Annotated in this window: 1 protein-coding gene and 1 pseudogene; both read right to left on the bottom strand. The window is 36.0% G+C overall.

Annotated features, from left to right (window positions below):
- Positions 1 to 304 (bottom strand): sensor histidine kinase (locus tag DXD68_RS10590; RefSeq protein ID WP_410510717.1); only part of this gene is annotated, 304 nt, incomplete at its 3' end.
- Between the two features lie 36 nt (positions 305 to 340).
- A pseudogene (locus DXD68_RS24500) lies at positions 341 to 409 on the bottom strand (hypothetical protein); the annotation flags it as partial.
- Positions 410 to 478: the final 69 nt, after the last annotated feature.

The following is a 478-nucleotide window of genomic DNA, read 5'->3' as shown; positions in this document are numbered from 1 at the left end:
ACCAACTTCTCACACGAACTACGTCACTTTCTTTGGATAATATCGATAATTTCATTTCGATCACACCTTGTTCAGGGGTGAACTTAAAAGCATTGGATAATAGGTTAAACATCACTTTTTCAATCTCTTGCCTATCATAATAGACACAAAAACCATCAGGAATAGCATTCTTTTGGGTAAATGTGATGTGTCGATGGTTAGCAACAGATACAAAGGAATCATATAATTCTTTCACAAATTCAGACAGATTGAATTTTGTTTTTTGCAACACCATTTTATGTGCATCATATTTTTGCACATCCATCAGATTATTAACAAGTAAGAGCAGTCGCTGCGTATTTCTGCGCATCAGTTGCAAGGAGTTTTTTACCTCCGTAGAGAACGCACTATGGCTTAAAAGATCTTCCAGTGGATTAATAATAAGTGTTAAAGGAGTGCGTAGTTCGTGTGAAACTTAGGCAAAATCAACAACTCATCG

The organism is Parabacteroides sp. TM07-1AC (genome assembly GCF_003480915.1).
In the GTDB taxonomy this organism is placed as follows: domain Bacteria; phylum Bacteroidota; class Bacteroidia; order Bacteroidales; family Tannerellaceae; genus Parabacteroides; species Parabacteroides chongii.
Note: the sequence above shows the minus strand (reverse complement) of the source record. Positions and strands in the feature narration are given on the sequence as shown.